16 protein-coding genes are annotated in these 17,025 nt (G+C 50.2%); 10 read left to right on the top strand and 6 right to left on the bottom strand.

Annotated features, from left to right (window positions below; all coding sequences use genetic code 11):
- Positions 1–11: 11 nt before the first annotated feature.
- The 3 genes from ACO6UX_RS08450 to tesB all read right to left on the bottom strand — a co-directional run bounded on the left by ACO6UX_RS08450 (position 12) and on the right by tesB (position 2,733).
- Positions 12–233 (bottom strand): c-type cytochrome, encoded by a 222-nt coding sequence (locus ACO6UX_RS08450; protein ID WP_209203359.1) that lies wholly within the window; start codon positions 231–233, stop codon positions 12–14.
- Positions 234–498: 265 nt separating this feature from the next.
- Positions 499–1,599, bottom strand: a complete 1,101-nt coding sequence (locus tag ACO6UX_RS08445; RefSeq protein ID WP_422446669.1) for a polysaccharide deacetylase family protein — start codon at positions 1,597–1,599, stop codon at positions 499–501.
- A 258-nt stretch (positions 1,600–1,857) separates the two neighbouring features.
- Entirely contained in the window at positions 1,858–2,733 is an 876-nt protein-coding gene (gene tesB, locus ACO6UX_RS08440; RefSeq protein WP_422446667.1) for an acyl-CoA thioesterase II, read from the bottom strand.
- A gap of 387 nt (positions 2,734–3,120) precedes the next feature.
- On the opposite strand from tesB, the gene ACO6UX_RS08435 reads away from it, so the two are divergent.
- On the top strand, positions 3,121–4,353 hold the full coding sequence (locus ACO6UX_RS08435) for a VTT domain-containing protein (protein WP_422446665.1): 1,233 nt from the start codon (positions 3,121–3,123) through the stop codon (positions 4,351–4,353).
- On the opposite strand, the gene ACO6UX_RS08430 is transcribed toward ACO6UX_RS08435, so the two are convergent.
- Both ACO6UX_RS08430 and ACO6UX_RS08425 read right to left on the bottom strand, forming a co-directional pair.
- Positions 4,319–5,056: an FAD-binding oxidoreductase gene (locus ACO6UX_RS08430; protein WP_422446663.1), complete on the bottom strand. Its 738-nt coding sequence runs from the start codon at positions 5,054–5,056 to the stop codon at positions 4,319–4,321. The genes ACO6UX_RS08435 and ACO6UX_RS08430 overlap by 35 nt on opposite strands.
- A 12-nt stretch (positions 5,057–5,068) precedes the next feature.
- Positions 5,069–5,965, bottom strand: a complete 897-nt coding sequence (locus ACO6UX_RS08425; protein ID WP_422446661.1) for an SDR family oxidoreductase — start codon at positions 5,963–5,965, stop codon at positions 5,069–5,071.
- 245 nt (positions 5,966–6,210) lie between these two features.
- Here ACO6UX_RS08425 and ACO6UX_RS08420 point away from each other — a divergent pair, with 245 nt between their 5' ends.
- From ACO6UX_RS08420 to ACO6UX_RS08385, 8 genes are all read left to right on the top strand, one after another.
- Positions 6,211–7,767, top strand: a complete 1,557-nt coding sequence (locus tag ACO6UX_RS08420) for a response regulator (RefSeq protein WP_422446659.1) — start codon at positions 6,211–6,213, stop codon at positions 7,765–7,767.
- 100 nt (positions 7,768–7,867) lie between these two features.
- Complete coding sequence (locus tag ACO6UX_RS08415) at positions 7,868–9,106, top strand: glutamate-5-semialdehyde dehydrogenase (RefSeq protein WP_422447911.1); 1,239 nt, start codon at positions 7,868–7,870, stop codon at positions 9,104–9,106.
- A gap of 156 nt (positions 9,107–9,262) precedes the next feature.
- Positions 9,263–9,610: a ribosome silencing factor gene (rsfS, locus tag ACO6UX_RS08410; protein ID WP_101746053.1), complete on the top strand. Its 348-nt coding sequence runs from the start codon at positions 9,263–9,265 to the stop codon at positions 9,608–9,610.
- Positions 9,610–10,077 carry a 23S rRNA (pseudouridine(1915)-N(3))-methyltransferase RlmH gene (rlmH, locus tag ACO6UX_RS08405; protein ID WP_422446657.1) on the top strand — a complete coding sequence of 156 codons (468 nt, stop codon included), beginning with the start codon at positions 9,610–9,612 and terminating at the stop codon, positions 10,075–10,077. Before rsfS ends, rlmH begins: the two co-directional genes overlap by 1 nt.
- 210 nt (positions 10,078–10,287) lie before the next feature.
- Positions 10,288–12,153 (top strand): penicillin-binding protein 2, encoded by a 1,866-nt coding sequence (mrdA, locus tag ACO6UX_RS08400; protein WP_422446655.1) that lies wholly within the window; start codon positions 10,288–10,290, stop codon positions 12,151–12,153.
- Positions 12,153–13,298, top strand: coding sequence for a rod shape-determining protein RodA (gene rodA / locus ACO6UX_RS08395; RefSeq protein ID WP_422446653.1), 1,146 nt, complete (start codon positions 12,153–12,155; stop codon positions 13,296–13,298). Before mrdA ends, rodA begins: the two co-directional genes overlap by 1 nt.
- 296 nt (positions 13,299–13,594) lie before the next feature.
- Positions 13,595–14,665 carry a lytic murein transglycosylase B gene (gene mltB, locus ACO6UX_RS08390; protein WP_422446651.1) on the top strand — a complete coding sequence of 357 codons (1,071 nt, stop codon included), beginning with the start codon at positions 13,595–13,597 and terminating at the stop codon, positions 14,663–14,665.
- A 166-nt stretch (positions 14,666–14,831) separates the two neighbouring features.
- On the top strand, positions 14,832–15,725 hold the full coding sequence (locus tag ACO6UX_RS08385; protein WP_422446649.1) for a septal ring lytic transglycosylase RlpA family protein: 894 nt from the start codon (positions 14,832–14,834) through the stop codon (positions 15,723–15,725).
- 35 nt (positions 15,726–15,760) lie between these two features.
- Here ACO6UX_RS08385 and ACO6UX_RS08380 read toward each other — a convergent pair whose 3' ends face one another.
- The gene (locus ACO6UX_RS08380; protein WP_422446647.1) at positions 15,761–16,204 is read right to left on the bottom strand and encodes a hypothetical protein; all 444 of its coding nucleotides are present in this window, start codon (positions 16,202–16,204) and stop codon (positions 15,761–15,763) included.
- Positions 16,205–16,435: 231 nt separating this feature from the next.
- Between ACO6UX_RS08380 and ACO6UX_RS08375 the strand changes: the two genes are divergently transcribed.
- The gene (locus tag ACO6UX_RS08375) at positions 16,436–16,903 is read left to right on the top strand and encodes a GNAT family N-acetyltransferase (protein WP_422446645.1); all 468 of its coding nucleotides are present in this window, start codon (positions 16,436–16,438) and stop codon (positions 16,901–16,903) included.
- Positions 16,904–17,025 lie beyond the last annotated feature (122 nt).

Here is a 17,025-nt window from a genome sequence, read left to right as displayed (position 1 = left end):
TTGGAAGAAACTTATAAGCATCCGGTTATTGAGTACCACTCGCTGATACTCTCGATTTCTTCTTCAGATATCAGCCTGGCAATATTACTCATTGGCTGGTGAGTGGTTCTGGCACCGTTTCGGTAGTATTGCAGTTGTTTAACCATGTATTCTTTTTTCTGACAGGCCAGATTAGGGTTTAGTGGCGTTGTACCAATACCGGTTGGGCCATGGCACCCCGCGCAGAGCTGCATCGCTTTTGCCTGTGCTGCTTCAAGGTGTTGGGGGGGCTGCTGAATTTGAGTAGCAGACTGCTGGTCAGTGCACCCAGCCAGAAGAAAAACGGCGACTGGTACTATTTTTTTGATTTTTAAGACTATTTTCATCAAACCATCGACTTCACTTAAATTGATAGAGCGGTTAATAAGCCACTTTACGTGTGCCACTACATGTTAGAGCCTATCGACGTTTCGTTGCAGGCACGCAACGAAACGTCAACATCTCCAGTCTTCAGCTTGGTCAATCCAGCGCTTTACCTTCATCTGTCAATCTGAGCCAAGCATGGGAGTACCAGAAGTAGTGCCGACCACTGTTGGATGGTGCAGTACAGTTGTAGCGAGTTCGGCCTACTGGTAATGGTTTATTGGCTTGAGTCCTGAACAGAGTCATCTCTTTGTTAAGCCAGGTTACCTTCAGCTCACCCTGGCCGGAGGCATAACACTTAAGCTGTTTTTTCTGGTAATCCCCTTCAGCCAGGGTCAGCTTCAGTTCGGGCTTAAGGTTATCCTGTGTGATCAGTGATGAGTCGGGACTCTGGCTGGTCACTGGCAGAGCCCTGCTGTTGACTTTAATGGCAAAGTCATTCACCCCATAAATACCCGCCATGGGGAAACGTGGCAGACGAGTGAAGTCAGAATATTCACCAGCGGCTCCGGACTGCTGACCAAATCCTGTATAACCCATCTCATCCAGTGTAGCTCTGAGTTCCGGGGTGGTTTCGCCAAAAGTCCAGGCAAACATCTTAACACTTTGACCGGTTTGTTCCCGGATTCTGGCTTCTGTCATATCCAGGTCCTGACGGAACCGGGAAAGCCACTGTGCCCTGGTTTCTCCGGGCAGTCTTTCTACACTGTGGGCGTGGTGCATGGTGTGGTTTGCCAGGGTAGCACCTGCTTCCGTCATTTCCCGCAGTTGCGCCCAGCTGAGAAACTTCTGATAGTTTTTATCCACCGGTGCGGGCGTGACAAAAATGGTAAATGGCAACCCCTGCTCCCTGAGTATTGGAAATGCCTCGGTGTAAATGCTCAGATAGGCATCGTCAAAAGAGATGGCGACTGTTTTTTCCGGTAATGCCTTTTTATTGCGAAGTGTTTCAACCAGATCAACCAGTGGCATCACATTGAACTTATTCTCCGCAAGATAGTTGATATGTTTCCTGAATGTTTCGGGGGTGACACTGGTGATTTTCGGGGTTTCATGACTGACATGGTGATATTGCAATATGACTGCAGAACCGGATCCCTGACTCAAGGCCGGGATTATCGAGAGCAGTGTAAAAATGCAGGGCAGGTATTGCCTTAATCTACCGACAACGGGCTTCAACAGAAATGACAAGCTCACAGTATTCCCTTAATACGGTTTCCCCCAGCTGGATTCGGGGCAGTTGATGACATATCCGGGCTGGGATTTTAACCTTCAACAAGGGGGATTTACTATCGTACTAATGACCACTTTTGGCTACTCAGGTATCCAGAGCCTGGTTCCATTTCCTACATCCGGACAAAAAAAACCACCGATCAGCAAAGGCAGGGCTGATTGGTGGTCCAGATTTCAATAGCGAACAATTAAAAGTTTATGAGCGGTCAGCTCATTCTTCCTTTAGACCTTGGTCTGAACCCTGATCGGCCTGACCAGCCCCTCCTGGATGGTAGACGCTACCATTACTCCAGCCTGATTGAATATCTGGCCTCTTACCAACGCTCTGGCACCGCTGGCATGGGTGCTTTCAATAGAGTGCAGTAACCACTCATCCATCCTGAATGGGCGGTGGAACCACATGGCATGGTCCAGACTGGCTATTTGAACGGGTTTCTGGAAAGCAGCAGCCCCATGGGGATACATGCTGGTGGGTAAGAACTGAAAGTCTGAGGCATAGGCCAGAAGGTATTTATGCAGTCCGGGGTTATCGGGCAGTTTTCCGTTGGCTCTTATCCAGATTTTATGATGTGGTGCCCTGGTGTCATCTGCCATTGGATCAACCGGGTCAGCAAAGCGAATCTCAATGGGGGTATCGCTGAGCAGTCGTTTTTGCAGCGGCTTGGGGATCAGGTCGCTGTGCCTTTGAATCAGGGCTTTTTCGCTCAGGGCTTCTTCCGGGGGTATGACGTCTGGCATCGGGTCCTGATGTTCAAACCCACTTTCGTTTACATGAAAGGATGCGGACAAATTGAAAATAGGGCGTCCATTTTGCACGGCGACTACCCGGCGGGTATTGAAGCTTCTGCCATCGCGAATGCAGTCCACCGTGTAAACAATCGGCTTGCTGCTGTCGCCCTCGCGAAGAAAATAGCTATGCAAGGAGTGAACATGACGTTCAGGATCCACCGTCTGCCTTGCCGCAGACAGCGCCTGGCCTAATACCTGGCCACCAAATACCCGCCCCCAACCAAGGTCCTGACTCTGGCCCCGGAATATATTGTTTTCAATCGGTTCCAGTTTCAGTTGATTAATCAGTTCTTCCAGTACATCACTCATCCTGTAACTCCCTGGCTGCATACCGTTGTTGAGATTGGCGGTAGATATTGTGTTGATGCTTTGAGTTATCGGGTAACAACAGGCCCGCTTTTACCCTGTAAAACTGGCGCAGTTTAAACGCTCAGGCCTGCTTTGCAAATCAGGCTGTACCAGCAGGAAGGATTAGCCCGCAGCCCGTTATAGCTGATAAATTGTGAGTTTTATAAATCTGCCCGGTTAGAACGGTAAGTTCGGGCTGTTTACGATCAAGCATCTGGCATTATTTCTGGTAACGGTCCGATGTCATCATTACCGGGTAGTCTATTAGAATAAAACTGTAGTCTAATTCTGATAACACATCAGTCCAGATCAATAGCAAGGTATTTCCCACCAAGGCCACGGTAACTCATGGATAACGCTTATTTTGATCCCATTCATATATGGTTACAGCAGAACACTGGCCTGATTGGTCCTGCTATAGCAATGGTGGCCTGTCTGGAATCACTGGTTGTGGTGGGCATTGTTCTGCCGGGTGTGGCCCTGCTGTTTGCATTAGCGGCTATTGCCGGGGCGGCTTCCGTTTCTATCTATCCAATCCTCCTGTGGGCTTTTCTGGGAGCTGTTGTCGGGGATGGGGTCAGTTACCTGCTTGGCTATCATTACCACGAGCGAGTCAGGGGCTGGTGGCCATTTAATCGTCATCCTCAATGGTTGGAACGTGGTGAAGATTTCTTCAGGGAGTATGGTTTTTTAAGCATTGTGATCGGGCGCTTTGTTGGTCCTGTCCGCCCTATCATACCGGCAGTAGCGGGTATGATGGGTATGGTTCCCAGGTACTTTTTTACCGTTAATATTCTCTCCGCCCTGGCCTGGTCTCCGGTTTACCTGCTTCCGGGTTATCTGACGGGAGCCGCACTTCAGTGGCATGATAAAGTGCCCGAGCAATTGTTGGTTGTGTTGTCAGCCATTACCGGTGTTGCCATCCTGCTTCCGCCATTGCTGATCAGTGCTCATCGTCACTTCAAGCCCCAGTTTATCGGGTATCTGGTGCTGGTATCAGGGCTGCTTACCTTACTGATTACTGCTCACCGGGCAGGGTTGCTGGAGAGCGTTAATCAAGGTGTTGACCAATGGCTGACAGCGGTTCAATTGCCCTGGTTGCAAAAGGTGATGTACTGGGTGGCCCAGATTGGCAGCATTCCTGTTTTGAGTATTGTTTCCGCAGGTGGCTTATTATGGCTTTGCCGTTCTAATCGGTTTGCCACTCTGTTTAGTCTGCTTTTTGGTGGTGTATTAATGGTTTGCTCTGTCTGGCTTATCAACTGGTTGGCAGACAGTGACAGGTCTGTGATATGGCTTGATCTTTATGCTTTGCCCTCTGTGCATGCAACCGTCATCGTCTATGTACTGTTTTCTTTTGTTGCCTTGGTAGCAGTAAACCGTCCATTTAAAGTCCAATGGCTATCGGCCAGCGTCGCTTTGGGGCTGGTGATGATTGACGCTTTTGCCCGGTTGGTTTTGCAGGTTAACTGGTTTGGCGACGTTATTACGGGATTGTGCCTTGGTTTATTCTGGGGACTGGTTGCTCTTGCGCTGAAAAGCGGAATCAATGCCCGGAGTAAACGTATTTTTCCCGTTTGATCTGCCGGGGGGATAGCCCTCTGTCTTTGAGCAGGGTCACACAATCATCAATCATGCCCGGATTTCCGCAGAGATAAACCACATCGTTTTCAGGGTTCAGGTTGAGGGCGTCAAACTGGTCTTGCACGTGGCCAGTATACTCATGGTTTGCTGTATTGACGGTGGACTCACGGCTTAAACAGGTGCGGTACTTTAAGTTTGGCAGTTGGGCAAAATCTTCAGAGTAAATGCTTTCCTCTCGATACCTGAAACCCTTTACAACGGTGACAGCTGTTCCCTTATCACTAAGCGTTTTCAATTGCGGAATCATACTTCGATAGGGCGCAATCCCCGTACCAGTTCCCACCAGAAGAAGCTGTCCGGGAAAGGTGTCCGGCAGCGTGAGGGCCCCGAACGGGCCAGAAATATTCAGTTCGGTTCCGGCAGGGGCTTTCTGGAAAAGCCCGGAAGCAACCCCACCACTGACCAGGCTGAGCGCTATTTGCAGCAGGCCGGTTGCCTTAAAGTCCTCCGGTGCGTTGGCAATGCTGTAACTTCGTTTATGAAGTTTTCCATCCATCTCAAACTGCAGCTGCACAAACTGTCCGGCAATAAAATTAAAACTCGCTCCTTCGTCCTGTGCCAACTCAAAGCTCAGCTGCAGTGTATTGGCACTGAGCTGTTCAGTCTTAAAGAGTTTTGCAGAGAAAAGAGAACCGGGCATTAATGGCTATCCTCATGACGTTATTTCAGTGTTACCGCTTTCATAATAGCTTCTGATCATCCGGGCGAGGGCTCCTCTCCAGGGTTTATTATGAACGCCAAAGGTACTTAAAATTTTCCGGCAGGAGAGGGTTGCATTGGCTGGTGCCTGAATACCATTACGATCGTTCAATTTATCCATACGCAGTTTTCGGATTTTCAGGTCCTGAAATTGCGATGCCTCAGAAATCACCACCTCGGCAAAACGGTTTTCCGAGATAGACTCTGCACCGGCGTAATGATAAGTACCCCAGGGTTCAGCCCCACAGCCCAGTTGCTGGATGATCGCGACAATAACTCTTGCCGCATCGTCGCTGGGGGTCGGGCACCCCTGTTGATCGGATACCACGGCAACCTCTTGCTCTTTGCTGATCTGGTCCAGAAGGTACTTCAAAAGGTTGGTGCGCCGGTGGCTGATGACCCAGGATAGACGAAGAATGATATGCCTTGGACAGCGCTCACTGATTTGCTGTTCTGCCTGCCATCGGCTGGTGGCCAGAACACCGGCAGGGTTAGGTATATCTTTTTCGGTATAAGCTTCCTTTTTGCTGCCATCAAAAATCCGGTAGGTGGAAATATAGACCAGAATGGCCTGCTGTCGGTGGCAACCATCCGCCAGTGTCGCCATGGCATCCCGGTTGATCCGGAAGCATTTGGAGGGCTCGTTTTCGGCCTTCACCGGATCGTTATAACCTGCACAGTTGACCACGATATCTGGCTGGTAATTTTTCAGGCAGACATCAATGGACTCAGGATTGTCCAGATTTAATTCATCCCTTTTCGGAGCGATACAATGGATCTGCTTGTCAAGGAACAACCGCTGTACTTCCTGGCCGATCAGCCCGGTACCACCAATCAATAGTATTTTCATAAGCACTCGGCCGTTATGAGTTAATGATCACGGGCGATTCAACGCCATTGAATCAATACGGGAAATAGCTCTATTGAAACATGAATAAGAGAACTCAGGAAAAGAATTCTCAATGTTGAAGACATTGGTCAGAGTGATTGATGGCAGTAAGGTCTCTGATAAAAGCCGAAGTTATAGTAAGATAAGCCACTTATTTCCGTCTATTTTTACATTGATGAACCTTCTGAAATCAGGATCTGCTGACGATGTATCTGGCTGAAGCTCCTGTAGAGCAGCATGAAGAAGAGCGTATTCTTCTTGTGGATGACAATCCGACAAATTTGCAGGTATTACTGCAAACCCTCAGTGGCCGTGGCTATAAGCTTCTTATTGCCAAGAATGGAGAGAGTGCTCTCAGGATCGCTGTCAAGGCAAAACCCGCTTTAGTGTTGCTGGATATTATGATGCCCGGCATGGATGGCTATGAGGTCTGCCAACGGCTGAAGGAAAGCCCGGAAACCCGCAATATAACCGTGATTTTCCTGTCCGCCCTGGATGACACCAAAGACAAGGTCAGGGGCCTGGAAACCGGCGCAGTGGACTTTATCTCCAAGCCATTTCAAGCGGAAGAGGTCATTGCCCGGGTACAGACCCAGTTGAAAATCCATAAGCTTGAACAGGCACTTTCCGCGAGAAATCGACAGCTGGAGGCTGATAAGGCCCGCATTCTGGAAAGTATGAATGAAGGGATATTCGGCCTTGATCGACTGGGACTGATTACCTTTGCCAACCCGGCAGCCTCTGCCATGACCGGCTGGTCCATAGAACAACTGACGGGGCAGAACCTGATTCAGTTGATGCAAGGGAGTGAAGATGCCCCATCAGGGCCACTGGTACCGATTGAGGTATCCCTGAACAAAGGTGTCAGTAAAACTGTTGAAAATGCCACGTTCCTGCACAGTGACGGTTCGCCATTTCCGGTGGATTTTTCCTGTACGCCGATTATGGAAAACAGTGCCCCCAGTGGCGCAGTGGTTGTGTTCAGGGATATTTCCGAGAAAAAAAGGCAGCAGGAAGCCCTGCAGAAGGCCCTGGATGAATTGGAAAGCCAGAAAGAGCAGCTGACCCATGTCTCCCGGTTGAGCACCATGGGTGAGATGGCCGCTGGCTTTGCCCACGAGGTAAATCAGCCATTGACCGCGATTTCCAATTACGCCCAGGTGGCCAGAAGGATGCTGGCCCGGCTGGAATTGGCGGATGACCTTGGTCTTTCCGAGGCCATGGAAAAAGTCAATACCCAGGCCCGACGGGCCGGGGAAATCATTGCCCGTATTCGTTCTTTTGTGAAGAAACCGGACCATGTTCTGGGCAGCGTCGATCCCAACCGGTTGATTCAGGATACCTACAAGCTTGCCGAAGTTGACGCCCGTAACAACCATATGGAAATCCATCTGGAGCAGGAAGAGGGGCTTCCGAATGTGAAGGTTGACCCTGTGCAGATCCAGCAGGTGGCATTGAACCTGATTCGTAATGGCATGGAAGCGATGAGAGATATGGAGACCCGCAGTATCGGTGTCTATGTTCGCACCGAAAAGCTGGATGATAACTTTGTCAAAGTGTCGGTCATTGACCGTGGCCATGGTCTGGCAGATGATGCCGAAGAAAAACTGTTTACGCCGTTTTACACTACCAAGGCGGATGGTATGGGTATTGGACTGACGGTATGTCACTCCATTATTCAGTCCCATGGTGGTCGGTTGACATTCCAGCGTCACCCGGAGGGCGGGACGATATTTGAATTTACCATGCCGATTGCGGACTGATAATATGGCTGTTTTGCAGCCTTTTATTGCAGAGAATAAACGATAGTGGTGATGCAAGTTGCCGGGAGAAAAGACATTGGCTGATCAAGTGACGGAGTACATGCATGGACTGGGCCAGAGAGCCCGGCAGGCCAGTAAGGAGATGGCTGTTGCTGATACTGCGATGAAAAACAGGGCACTTCTGGCGATAGCAGACGCACTGGAAGCGGATCGTTCACAGCTGAAGTTTGTCAATACCCGGGATCTGGACGCTGGCCGGGAACGTGGGCTTGATGCCGCCATGCTGGATCGCCTTGAACTGACCGATGCCCGAATTGATACCATGATTGAAGGTCTCCGTCAGGTGGCCGCCCTGCCAGACCCCATCGGCACTATTGATGATATGAAGTATGTGCCCAGCGGTATTCAGATAGGCAAAATGCGGGTGCCTCTGGGCGTCATTGGCATTATCTATGAGTCCCGTCCAAACGTTACCGTGGAAGCAGCGAGCCTGTGTCTGAAATCTGGCAATGCGGTTATTCTCCGTGGCGGCAGTGAGTCCATTCACTCCAATCAGGCTATTGCCCGGTGTATTCAGCAGGGGCTGGCCCAGGCAGGGCTGCCTGAAGATGCGGTTCAGGTGGTTGAAACTATTGACCGTGCCGCTGTCGGTGTGCTGATCACCATGCCTGAGTATGTCGATGTGATCGTACCTCGTGGTGGCAAGGGACTGATTGAGCGCATCAGTGCTGACGCCCGGGTACCGGTGATTAAACACCTGGACGGTGTCTGCCATGTTTATCTGGATGATCGGGCCGATCACAGCAAGGCCGTCCGGATTGCCATGAATGCGAAAACCCATCGCTATGGTGTGTGCAATGCCATGGAAACGCTGCTGGTGCATCAGGATGTGGCTCAGCCTTTGCTGCGGGAGCTTTCAGGACTTTATTCCCAGAAGGGTGTTGAGTTGCGGGGATGTCCTATTACCTGTGAGATTCTGCCCGGTGCGGTAGCAGCAACTGAAGAAGACTGGTCAGAAGAGTACCTTGGCCCTGTTCTGGCCATTAAAGTGGTTCTGGATATGGATGAAGCAATCGTTCATATCAATCGCTACGGTTCTCATCATACCGATGCCATCGTCACTGAGGACTTTACCCGTGCCCGCCGCTTTATGCGGGAGGTGGATTCAAGCTCTGTTATGGTGAATGCATCCACCCGTTTTGCCGACGGGTTTGAATATGGGCTGGGTGCTGAAATTGGTATCTCTACCGACAAAATCCATGCCCGTGGGCCTGTCGGCCTGGAAGGGCTGACTTCGCAAAAGTATGTGGTTTTTGGGGATGGCCATATTCGCCAGTGATACTGCTCTGATAGTGGATTTCCGCCTCTGGTGCGTATCGGGCATTGACTTCTATGATTAATGCTGAGAGCCTGCCCTGTTTAAATGGCCTGATTCGGCACAGGGTAACAAACCATGCTCTGCCGGATCGTCAATACGAGGTTAATTTTGCAGTCTATGCATTCTGATGAGTTAAAACAGCTTGTTGTCGAAGCTATTGAAGAAGTAAAAGGTAATGAAATCACCTGTTTGAATGTTTCGGGTCAAACCAGTGTTACCGATTTTATGGTGATTGCCTGTGGTACCTCCAACCGTCATGTAAAGTCGCTGGCGGATAATGTCATTGAGCAGTGTAAGAAACAGGGTGTTCGACCGTTAGGGGTTGAAGGTCAGGACAAGTCCGAGTGGGTTCTGGTGGATCTTGGTGATGTCGTTGTCCACCTGATGCTGCCTGCTACCCGCCAGTTCTATGACCTGGAAAGACTTTGGGACAGTGCTGACCTGGTTGTCGCTGAGCCCTCCTGATGCGGATTCGGCTGATATCGGTTAGCTCAAAAATGCCGGGTTGGGTTGAAGAGGGCTATAAGGAATACAGTCGTCGGCTGGGTGCGGACGTGAAACTGGAGCTTGTTGAGATTCCTCTCGGTAAGCGCAGTAAAGGCTCTGACATTAATCGCCTTCAGGAGAAAGAGGCTGGCCAGATGCTCGCTGCTGTGGGTTCAAGCGACCTGGTGGTCACCATGGAAATTATGGGCAAGGCCTGGAGCACAGAGAAGCTGGCGGACAATATGGGGGCGTGGCTGCACAGTGGCCGCAACGTCAGTTTACTGGTCGGCGGGCCGGAAGGTTTGCATGCATCATGTCTGGCAAAGGCGGATCTCCGCTGGTCATTGTCGCCATTAACATTGCCGCACCCGCTGGTCCGGGTTGTGGTGGCTGAGCAGGTTTACAGAGCCTGGAGCATTCTTCACAATCATCCCTACCACAAGTAAAACTGATGTAACCTTGATTGACGAAGTACTTTCACTCAAGTAAAAGTGAAGGCTAGCTTTCTGGTGAGAGTTTTTATTTGAAATGCAGTGTTTTTTCTTGAGAAACACTGCATTTTTTACGTTTAATATTTGTGTATTAACAGGCTAATGTATCAGTTGATGCATTTAAGAGCAGCCCCTTGACCATACGACTGATGACTGAGATATAACATGCCGCAGGATACCTTAAAGGACCATGGGGCAGAAAAAAGACTGGTAAATATCCGGATTTGGGCTGCCATTGGCTTTATGGTGCTCCTTGCTATGGGGCTGGTTTCCCGCCTCTTCTATCTTCAGGTTGTTCGCTACAATGAGCTGTCCACGCAATCGGATGAGAACCGTGTACTGGTTCAGCCGATCCCTCCTACCCGTGGCCTGATATACGACACCAATGGCAAGCTTCTTGCCGTTAACAAGCCCAGCCATATATTGTCGATTGTTCGGGAGCAGACCAAAGATCTTGCTGGTTTGCTGGATGATATTGGTCATATTTTGTCTCTGACCGACGGTGAGCTGCAGCGTTTTCATCAACGGGTTAAACGACGCCGACCTTATGAAGCGGTCCCTCTGAAGTTTGATCTTACCGCCGAAGAGATTGCCCGCATTTCGGTGAATCTTTTCCGTTTGCCGGGGGTGGACATCAATGCTGAACTGATCCGGCAGTACCCCGAAGGAAAGCATTTTGCCCACAGCATCGGCTATGTAGGCCGAATTAATGATCGGGATTTGAAACGTCTGGACCCGACTCTCTACTCCGGGACTCATACCACAGGCAAGATTGGTGTAGAGCGCGCCTACGAGTCGGTACTTCTGGGTAAACCCGGTCACCAGGAGGTAGAGACCAATGCCCGTGGCCGGGTATTGCGCGTATTGAAAAAAGTTAGCCCGCACGCCGGTCAGGATCTTAACCTTTATCTGGACAGTGAGCTGCAAAAGGTGGCCATTGATGCAATCAATGGCCGCCGAGGGGCTTTGGTGGCCATGGACCCGAAAACCGGCGGAGTGCTGGCAATGGCCAGCAATCCATCCTTTGACCCCAATCTGTTTGTGACGGGGATTGATAGTAAAACGTTCAATGCGCTCAACAGAGATATCGAGCGACCGTTGTACAATCGGGCATCATTAGGTGAGTACCCACCCGCTTCCACAGTAAAGCCGGTGATGGGGCTGGCACTGCTGGCGAATGATATCGTCAAACCAGAGGACAGAATTTTTGATAAAGGCTGGTTTCAGCTACCGGGCAGTGATCACCGTTTTCGTAACTGGAAACGTTCCGGTCATGGCTGGGTTGATTTATCCCGCGCGATATCAGCATCCAATGATACCTATTTCTATATTCAGGCCGGGAAGCTGGGTATCGATAATCTCCATGATTTTGCTGATCAATTCGGCTTTGGCCACAAAACCGGCATTGATATAAGGGAAGAGCGTCCGGGCCTTTTGCCCTCCAGTGAGTGGAAACGAGGTGCCTATGGCCAGCCCTGGTATCCGGGTGAAACGGTGATTGCGATCATCGGGCAGGGGTATATGCTGGCAACCCCCTTGCAGCTGGCAGAGTCAACGGCGCTTATCGCCAACCGTGGCAAGTATGTTCAGCCCCGCCTGGTGAAAGAGGATATTCCTGAAATCCAGGGGGAATTCTGGGGGGATGACATCACCATTGGCCGGACTCCCGAGGCGGAAGCCAAGAACTGGGAACTCATTATCAAAGCCATGGAAGATGTTGTTCACTCTCCGGGGGGAACCGCACACTGGCGAATCGGTCGGGGACTCAAGTATCGTATGGCCGGTAAAACCGGGACAGCACAGGTGGTCAGTATTCCCCAGGGAGAGGAGTACGATGCTGAGAAGCTGAAAGAGTTCGAGCGGGATCACAGTTTGTTTGTCGCATTTGCACCGGTAGAAGATCCCCTTATTGCCGTTGCTGTTATTCTGGAAAACAGCAATGGTGCTGCCAATGTCGCCAGAAAGGTTATGGATTCCTACCTGCTGCCAAGATTAACGGTCAACAGCCATCAAGTGAAGGGAGAGAAATAATGGCCAACCAGGATTTTGTTCGCCAGATTGATCTCCACGGGTTTGGCCGCGGCCCGGGACTGTCCATGCGCTGGCATATTGATTTTATGCTGCTCGGGTTTCTGCTTTTACTCTGTGGTGCGGGGCTCTTTATTCTTTACAGTGCCACCGGTCGGGATATGTCGGTTGTTATTCGACAGGCAACCTACCTGGGCATCAGTCTGACCGTCATGCTGATCGTGGCCCAGATTCCGCCAAGGGTGCTGATGCAGTGGGCCAAGTGGTTTTATGTGGCAGGGGTGCTGCTATTGCTGGCCGTTCTGTTTATGGGCGTACAGTCCAAAGGTGCGCAGCGCTGGATTCAGCTGCCGGGTTTCCGGTTTCAACCATCGGAAGTGATCAAGCTGATTATGCCGATTACCATGGCAGCTTTTCTGGCCAGGCGTCCACTGCCTCCTTCGTTTAAAGATGTGATTTTCTCACTGATTATTATTGCTGTGCCGGTGGTACTTATTGCCAAACAACCTGACCTTGGCACGTCTATTTTGATTGGCTCATCGGGCCTGTTTGTGCTGCTGCTGGCCGGTTTGCGCAAGCGCATGATATTTTCTGCCATCTGTCTTGCGGCACCAGCGATCTATGTGTTCTGGCAGTTCTTTATGTATGACTATCAAAAGCGGAGGGTGCTGACATTTCTGAACCCTGAAAGTGACCCGTGGGGAGCCGGTTGGAATATCATCCAATCCACCATCGCCATTGGTTCCGGTGGGCTTTATGGCAAGGGTTGGTTACAGGGCACGCAATCGCATCTTGATTTTCTGCCAGAGAGCCATACGGATTTTATCATTGCCGTTCTGGCGGAAGAGTTTGGCCTGATGGGATGTCTGGTGCTCTTTGCCCTGTATACCCTGATTCTGGGGCGGGGACTATTCATCACCCTGAATGCCGAGACGCTCTTTGGTCGTTTATTGGCAGGTAGTATTACTCTGACGTTTTTCGTGTATATCTTTGTCAATATCGGGATGGTCTGTGGACTCCTGCCAGTGGTGGGCGTTCCATTACCCATGGTTAGCCGGGGAGGGACTTCTTTGGTGACCCTGCTGGCCGGTTTTGGTTTTCTGATGTCGATACATACCCATCGCTCTTTTCTGAGGGCTTCCCAATAGATCTTTACCTTTCTTCCATAGAATTCAAAACCACTGTCGATTAATGTAGAGGCAGGTTGGGTTATGTATGTAGTTAACCAAATGAAATCATATATTTCTGACTAAGTTGTCAGTCACTCTGCGGCGTTGCAACTCCGGTCACATAGCTACGGCTATGCTCCCTACGTTGCGCCTTGCATAGCAACTGCCCACTTAGCCAGAAATATACGATTCCATTTGGCCAACTACTTATCGTTGTCGTTGTTTTGGTGTTTGTGAGAACCCTGAGTTTGTTATTTTTGAATAGGTACGGATACATGAAAAATTTTCCCGGGGTATTCCGTCGAATGTTTCGTGGTGGCCTGCTGATGGCTGCTGTGGTTGCTACACCTGTCACCTGGGCACTAGCCCAGGAAAATCACGACAGTGACTATCTGGGCAGGCAGGATGTTGATGCTTTTATTGATGAACTGGTAACTGAACACCGTTTTTCCAGGACAGAGCTTGAGGATATTCTGGCCGGGGCGGAGCGTTCCGAGCGGGCACTGGAGTTGATCAGTCGCCCTGCCGAAGGGACTCTGGAGTGGAAAGACTACCGCAAGATATTTATCACGCCAGAAAGGATAGCGAAGGGTGTCAGCTTCTGGGAAGAAAATGCCGAAACCCTGGCCCGTGTTGAACAGGAGTTGGGGGTGCCAGCCAATATTATTGTGGCGATTATTGGTGTAGAAACCTATTACGGTCGGCAGACCGGTGGCTTTAAAGTGCTGGATGCGCTCACGACGCTGGGCTTTGACTTTCCCCGAAGAGGTGAGTTTTTCCGCAAAGAACTGAAAAATTTTCTGCTGCTCGCCCGTGAACAGAATCTGGACGTTGATGAACTGACCGGGTCCTATGCCGGAGCCATGGGCATTCCTCAATTCATGCCGTCCAGCTACCGCGCCTATGCGGTCGATTATACCGGCGATCAGCAGGCAAATATCTGGCTAAGCGATGAGGATGCCATCGCCAGCGTTGCCAACTATCTGCAAAAACACGGCTGGAAATACGGCAGTGGTGTGGCAGTTCAGGCAAAGGTTTCAGGCGTTAAGCATGAGCAGATGGTCTCTTCAGGATTGAAACCGGACAAAAAACTGAGTCTTGTGCAAAAAGCCGGGTGGGCTGTGCCGAAAATGGTACCGAAATCCTCTAAAGTTCTGGCGATGAAACATGAAGGCAGTGCTGGCGCTGAGTATTGGGTCGGACTGCATAATTTTTATGTCATTACCCGCTACAACCGTAGCCAGATGTATGCCCTTGCCGTTTATCAGTTGTCCAGAGAAGTGAAGGACAGTTATAAACAGTCTCTGGCATTGCAAAAGCAGGTTGCGAAAGGTAAACAGGGATGATGGTTTTCCCGGGGTGGCTGATCTTTGCTGAAGGCTCACTGTAATGAGCCTTTGGCGGCTTCCCGGTTGAGTGATAACGAACCCTCAGGAATATTATTTGTTAACGTTGAAAAGTATGTTTGATCAAATGGGACGATCTGGAGCCGGTCTCTCAGGCCTGGTATCAATGAAGAAAATCGTGGGAATTAACACCCGGGGGTTCCGGCTGGTTCCGGCCATCATGCTATCAGCCCTGGTTGGCTGTAGCAGTAGTCCACAGGTTCAGGATGGCCCACCGGCTGATTCCGTTGATATCAGTACCATTCCTGACGCAGTCCCGTCGCCGATACAGGTCCCTGTTAAAAATACACCCTATACCCTGGGTGGGATTCACTATCAGCCGATGGCCTCTGCCAATGGTTATGCAGAAAAGGGCGAGGCTTCATGGTATGGCACCAAGTTTCACGGGAAGCAGACGGCCAACGGTGAAATCTATGATATGTTCAAGATGACAGCGGCCCATAAAACATTGCCACTGCCCTCCTATGTCAAGGTCACTAATCTGGAGAATGGTCAGTCGGTGGTGGTGCGGGTCAATGACCGTGGGCCATTTCATGGTGACCGATTGATCGATCTTTCTTATGTTGCGGCAAAAAAGCTGGGGTTCGCTGATTCAGGGCTGGCAAATGTGGCAATAGAAGGCATTGACCCGGAGACCTTTGCCCGTTCTCCCGCCCATGAACGGGATGGAGAGTTGCTCTACCTGCAACTGGCCGCCTTTAAAAACTACCATAACGCGCAACTTTTACGTCGGGATCTCTTTTCCCGGGCGGGTGTCCAGGCGAAAGTGGTCAAGGGGGATGCGCCAGAACCGCTGTATCGGGTGAGGATTGGTCCGGTAGAAAGTCCTGATCATCTGGAGGAGTTGCTGGAGGGGTTAAGCTCGGCTGAGTTTGCGTCGCCCTATCTTGTGTATGAAAAGCCTGTCGATGAAAAGTCCATGGGTGATGCGGGAACTTCCGAAAAGATGGTGACTGAAGTAGAGGCAGAACAGTCTGAACAGGTAGTCAAAGCCCCATAAGATTCGGGCTATGGATAGGATGGATTAACTCTGTCCTATTCTCTATCAACCAGTATTTTCAGCATGCCTTTGATTTCGGCCAGCTCGTCTTCTACACGGGTCAGACGATCTTCAACGCCGGTCAACCTGCCTGAAACACCGATCAATTTCCCTTCTACCCCCGTCAGGCGACCTTCAAAATCCGTCAGATGTTCATCGGTTTGAGTCTGCCACTGTTCCATACTGTTGATGCGCTGAATCAGAGCTTTCATCAGTTCTTCAACATTGATCAGGCGCTCATTCATCCCGCTGCTCTGGCGGGTGAGTTCAAAGACCGTTTGTCGTATGGTGACAATGTCTTCGCTCATTTCTGTCAGCTTGGCATTCTCTTTTGCTGCTGCCCGAGCTTTGGGTTCATTGATACCGAGTTCAATCAGACACTCGTACAGGTCTTCATTTAACATTGAGTCACTCCCACTGTCCCATGTTTTATCAATCATAGAGTTATTGATTACTGTTACGGTTGAAAGGCATTGCTGGCTCATAGTCGTGTATTCACAGATAAAAATAGAGGGCGTTTGGCAACCTTGCCCGAATAATTCATTGTCACCGTAAGGCCTTGGGGCGTAAGGTTTGTAGTGTTTTTTTAGCTACCCTGCTTTCCGCAAGGTCAGGTTTTTCAGTGCTTTGGGGTACAATCATGGTTATAGATTTCTTTGCTATTAATCCTGATGAAAATTGTTAATTTGCAAGACCTGCCCTCATGCATCGAAACGGTTGCGCGTTGGCATTACAGGGAGTGGGGGGCTTTATACCCCGGGAGTGATTTGAGTGACTTTCGGGAGGATATGGAAGCTTCTTTGCTGACCGACCTGATCCCGCAAACCTGGGTGCTTGCAGAGGGAGGGAGTGTCTGGGGATCAGTCAGCATTCTCACAGAGGATCTGCCAAACTATCCGGAGTTTTCACCATGGCTGGCCAATGTCTATGTGGAACCGTCGAAGCGGGGGTATGGCTATGGTCAGCAGCTGGTAAAGGTGGCAATGGGATATGCACGGCAGCAGAACCTGGGTCCGCTATTCCTGTATACTCCGGATCAAGTGAGCTTTTATGAGCGGTTGGGTTGGCGTACTTTTCATGAGGATATCCATCATGGGAAAAAAGTATTCCTTATGACGAATAGGCCTGCTCGCGTCTGACCTGACGGGAGGTCTGCTGTGCCAATCGATGAATTGTTATCAGTTGTTGCAAGTTGCAGTTAACCTCTAAAGACTTGAACATTATAATGATGAAAATCCATATATTCAGAGCATTTACCTGC

It is taken from the genome of Endozoicomonas sp. ALB091 (genome assembly GCF_049310265.1).
Taxonomy (GTDB): domain Bacteria; phylum Pseudomonadota; class Gammaproteobacteria; order Pseudomonadales; family Endozoicomonadaceae; genus Endozoicomonas.
The sequence above is the reverse complement of the archived record's forward strand: the minus strand, read 5'-3'. Positions and strand labels throughout refer to the sequence as shown.

Coding starts and splice junctions, on each gene's coding strand:
- ACO6UX_RS08450 (WP_209203359.1), bottom strand. CDS start 233: ATGCAGCTCTGCGCGGGGTGCCATGGCCCAACCGGTATTGGTACAACG.
- tesB (WP_422446667.1), bottom strand. CDS start 2,733: ATGAGTGATGTACTGGAAGAACTGATTAATCAACTGAAACTGGAACCG.
- ACO6UX_RS08435 (WP_422446665.1), top strand. CDS start 3,121: ATGGATAACGCTTATTTTGATCCCATTCATATATGGTTACAGCAGAAC.
- ACO6UX_RS08430 (WP_422446663.1), bottom strand. CDS start 5,056: ATGCCCGGTTCTCTTTTCTCTGCAAAACTCTTTAAGACTGAACAGCTC.
- ACO6UX_RS08425 (WP_422446661.1), bottom strand. CDS start 5,965: ATGAAAATACTATTGATTGGTGGTACCGGGCTGATCGGCCAGGAAGTA.
- ACO6UX_RS08420 (WP_422446659.1), top strand. CDS start 6,211: ATGTATCTGGCTGAAGCTCCTGTAGAGCAGCATGAAGAAGAGCGTATT.
- ACO6UX_RS08415 (WP_422447911.1), top strand. CDS start 7,868: ATGCATGGACTGGGCCAGAGAGCCCGGCAGGCCAGTAAGGAGATGGCT.
- rsfS (WP_101746053.1), top strand. CDS start 9,263: ATGCATTCTGATGAGTTAAAACAGCTTGTTGTCGAAGCTATTGAAGAA.
- rlmH (WP_422446657.1), top strand. CDS start 9,610: ATGCGGATTCGGCTGATATCGGTTAGCTCAAAAATGCCGGGTTGGGTT.
- mrdA (WP_422446655.1), top strand. CDS start 10,288: ATGCCGCAGGATACCTTAAAGGACCATGGGGCAGAAAAAAGACTGGTA.
- rodA (WP_422446653.1), top strand. CDS start 12,153: ATGGCCAACCAGGATTTTGTTCGCCAGATTGATCTCCACGGGTTTGGC.
- mltB (WP_422446651.1), top strand. CDS start 13,595: ATGAAAAATTTTCCCGGGGTATTCCGTCGAATGTTTCGTGGTGGCCTG.
- ACO6UX_RS08385 (WP_422446649.1), top strand. CDS start 14,832: ATGAAGAAAATCGTGGGAATTAACACCCGGGGGTTCCGGCTGGTTCCG.
- ACO6UX_RS08380 (WP_422446647.1), bottom strand. CDS start 16,204: ATGATTGATAAAACATGGGACAGTGGGAGTGACTCAATGTTAAATGAA.
- ACO6UX_RS08375 (WP_422446645.1), top strand. CDS start 16,436: ATGAAAATTGTTAATTTGCAAGACCTGCCCTCATGCATCGAAACGGTT.